At 77.3% G+C, this 3,123-nt stretch carries 3 protein-coding genes; 1 reads left to right on the top strand and 2 read right to left on the bottom strand.

Annotation, left to right across the window (positions count from 1 at the left end; translation table 11 throughout):
• Positions 1–105: 105 nt before the first annotated feature.
• Together IHE55_RS30325 and IHE55_RS33365 are read right to left on the bottom strand one after the other, a co-directional pair.
• On the bottom strand, positions 106–1,722 hold the full coding sequence (locus IHE55_RS30325) for an FAD-binding oxidoreductase (RefSeq protein ID WP_197989163.1): 1,617 nt from the start codon (positions 1,720–1,722) through the stop codon (positions 106–108).
• Positions 1,723–1,780: 58 nt separating this feature from the next.
• Complete coding sequence (locus IHE55_RS33365; RefSeq protein ID WP_372442808.1) at positions 1,781–1,990, bottom strand: hypothetical protein; 210 nt, start codon at positions 1,988–1,990, stop codon at positions 1,781–1,783.
• 108 nt (positions 1,991–2,098) lie between these two features.
• Here IHE55_RS33365 and IHE55_RS30320 point away from each other — a divergent pair, with 108 nt between their 5' ends.
• Positions 2,099–2,986, top strand: coding sequence for a hypothetical protein (locus IHE55_RS30320; RefSeq protein ID WP_197992630.1), 888 nt, complete (start codon positions 2,099–2,101; stop codon positions 2,984–2,986).
• Positions 2,987–3,123 lie beyond the last annotated feature (137 nt).

Genomic DNA, 3,123 nt, shown 5'->3' with positions numbered 1-3,123 from the left:
TACCGCGCCCGGGCACCCGTACCGTGCGCGCGGTCCCCGCACCACCACGTCCGCAGCCCCCGCACCACCGCATCCGGGGGCCACGTCCGGGCCCGCCGGTGGGCGTCAGAGCGCCTGCGGGAAGTCGAAGAGCCGGTCCGGGTCGTAGCGCTTCTTCACCCGGGCGAGCCGGCCGGCGGCCTCCCCGTAGTAGGCGGTGCGCCAGTCGGTGAGCCGGGCGTCGGTGTAGTTCTGGTACGCCCGGCCCGAGGCGTACCGGCGCATCGCGGAGTGGGCGCCGTCCAGCCACGCGGTCTGCACGCTGCCGGAGCCGCCGGCCGGCCAGGAGGCGGTGTACTGGGCGAGGAAGCGGGAGCGGCGGTGGACGAACGCGGTGGCGGTGGGGGAGACCCGGTTCACCGCACCGCCGAGCGCGGTGAGCGCGATGGCGACCGCACCGCCGCCGCCGGCCCGCCGGCCGTAGCGCTCGGCCTGGTCCAGCAGCGCCCGGATGCCGGCGGTGCCGAGCGGGCGGTCGAAGAAGTCCGAGCGGGCCGCGTAGGTCTCGCGGCGCAGGATGCCGGCGGCGTCGCGGCCGGGGGTGCCGCCGGGCAGGTGGCACTGGCCGGTGGAGCCGGTGGAGCAGCCCGCGTACATCCGCATCGCCTCCAGGTAGCCGCGGCGGCGCAGGCTCACTCGGGACGCCGGGCCGGGCCCGCCGGCGCGGTCGGCGAGGTTGTCCACGGCGTTCTGCAGGTCCCCGTAGGTGCCCAGCGAGAAGCAGCTGACCGAGACGGTGGGGGTGCGGCCGGGGGCGGCGGACAGGTGGAGCGCGGACCAGATTTCGTCGGGCCGGCTGGGCCCCCAGTCCTGCCAGGAGCGCAGCAGCGCGGCCGCCTTCGGCCAGGGCCAGGTCATGTAGGCGGTGACCCCGGGGGCGGCGCGGTGGGTGCGGAACCGCAATTCGGTGACGACCCCGAAGTTCCCGTTGCCGGCCCCGCGCAGCGCCCAGAACAGGTCGGTCTCCCGGGTCGCGGAGACGTCGAGGGCCTTGCCGTCCGCGGTGACGATCCGGGCCCCGGTGAGGCTGTCGCAGGTGAGTCCGTAGGCGCGGGAGACGACCCCGTGCCCGCCGCCGAGGGTGAGACCGGAGATCCCGACGGTGGGGCAGGAGCCGGCCGGGATCGTGACGCCGCGGGCGCCGAGCGCGGTGTAGACGTCGATGAGCTTGGCGCCCGCCCCGATGGTGGCCGTGCCGGAGCCGGTGCGGACCGCCGACAGCGCGGAGACATCGATGATCAGGCGCCCGTTGCCGCTGGACCAGCCGGCGTAGCTGTGCCCGCCGTTGCGGATGGCCACCGGGACGCCGTGGCGCCGGGCGAAGGCGAGGCACTCGGCTATGTCGGAGGTGTTGCCGATGTAGGCGACGGCGGCCGGGCGGAGGCTGTCGAACCGGGTGTTGTACAGCTGGCGGGCGGTGGCGTAGTCGCGGTCCCCCGGACGTATCAGGTCGCCCTGCAGTCCCCGGCCGAGGGCGGCCCAGTCGGTGCCGCGCGGCGCGGCCGGCCGCGCGCCGGGCGCGGCGGACCCGGTGCGTATCGCCGAGCCGGTGGTGGTCACGGTGGAGTGCGGGGCGGTCCGGCCCGGGGCGGCACCGTCTGTCCCGTTGTCGCAGCCGGTCGCCCACGCGGCGGCGCCGGCCGCGATCCCGGTCCCGGTTGCCAGCAGGGTGCGCCTGTCCATGGCGACCTCCGTTCGTCTCGGCTCTGCTTCCCCCATCAGGCAGAGGGCGAACGGGGGTTCACGGTTCCTCCGCGGAGTGTCCGGAATGGTGCGCATGCCCGAGAGCGTCCGCGCGGGCCAGGGAGCGCGCCCGCCGGGCCGGGCCGTACCACCCGCAGGTGCAGCGGGCTGTGGCGAAGGAACCCTTCTCCACCGTCGTGGTCCGGTGGCGGGGGTCGTCCTGGGGCTCCCCCGGGCGGGGGCCGCCCGGGTTGCCGGGGCCGAGCACAGGACCACGCTACCGGGCCCGTGACGGCCCTCGGGGCCCGGTCGTTGAAAAAGGTAAGTCTCACGCGGCAGCGGCGTGAGCCCGAGCGAGGCCAGGGGGTACGGGGGAATGGTGAGCCGGTGGCGCGGGAGCCCGCGCCCGGTACCGGTGGACGGCCGGCGGCGGGCCGGCGGACTGTCCGCGGTGCTGGCGGGCGGCCTGGCGGCGGGACTGCTGCTGACGGGCTGCACGCCGGAGACGGTGGTGGTGGACGGGCGCGGCTCCGGCGGGGACGGCGGCCCCCGGGTGCGGGGCGCGGCGGACGCCCTGGTGCGGGCGGGGAGTTCACGGGTCCGTACGACGGTGGAGACGGTGACCGGCGGCACCCGGGTGGCGATCCGCGGCCGGGGCGGCTACGACTTCGACCGGCGCCGCGGCCGGCTGCGGCTGGTGCTGCCCCGGGACGCCTCGGGCACGGCGGAGCACCGGCCGATCACCGAACTGCTGGCCGCCGGTGCGGTCTTCATGCGCAACCGGGGCGCGGGGGTGCCGGACGACAAGTGGGTGCGGGTGGTGAGCGCGGGTGCCGTGGACGGCAACCTGGTGACCGGAGGTGCCACGGACCCGCTGACCGCGGCCGAGCTGCTGCGGGCGGCGCGGGGCGTCCGGCTGGTGGGCCGGGAGCGGCTGGACGGGACCGCGGTGCGGCACTACCAGGGCGTCACCGACATCGGCCGGGCGGCCCGGGCGGCCTCGCCCGCGGCCCGGGAGGTGCTGGGGGCGGCGGCCCGCGGCTTCACCGAGCACGTGGTGGCCTTCGACGCGTACCTGGACGAGCGGGGACGGCTGCGCAAGGTCCGGCACCGCTTCACCATGGCCGAGCGGTGGACCGGCTCGGGCGTGCGCCAGCAGGTCGTCTCCACCACCGAGCTGTACGACTTCGGGGCCCGGGTCACGGTCCGGCTGCCCGACCCCGAGGACATCTTCACCGGTACGGTCGGTGCGCCGCGCGGGTGAGCGGGCGGGTACGGGTGGCGGCGGGGGAGCCGGGACGGACCGGCCGGGGACGGCGCCGGCCCGTCCGGGCGGCCGGTGGGCACGGTGGTCGCGGGCAGCCGCGGCGACGGGGCCGGTGACCGGGCCGGTCGCGGTGC

The organism is Streptomyces pactum (genome assembly GCF_016031615.1).
Taxonomy (GTDB): domain Bacteria; phylum Actinomycetota; class Actinomycetes; order Streptomycetales; family Streptomycetaceae; genus Streptomyces; species Streptomyces pactus.
This window is presented reverse-complemented; position numbering and strand designations above follow the sequence as displayed.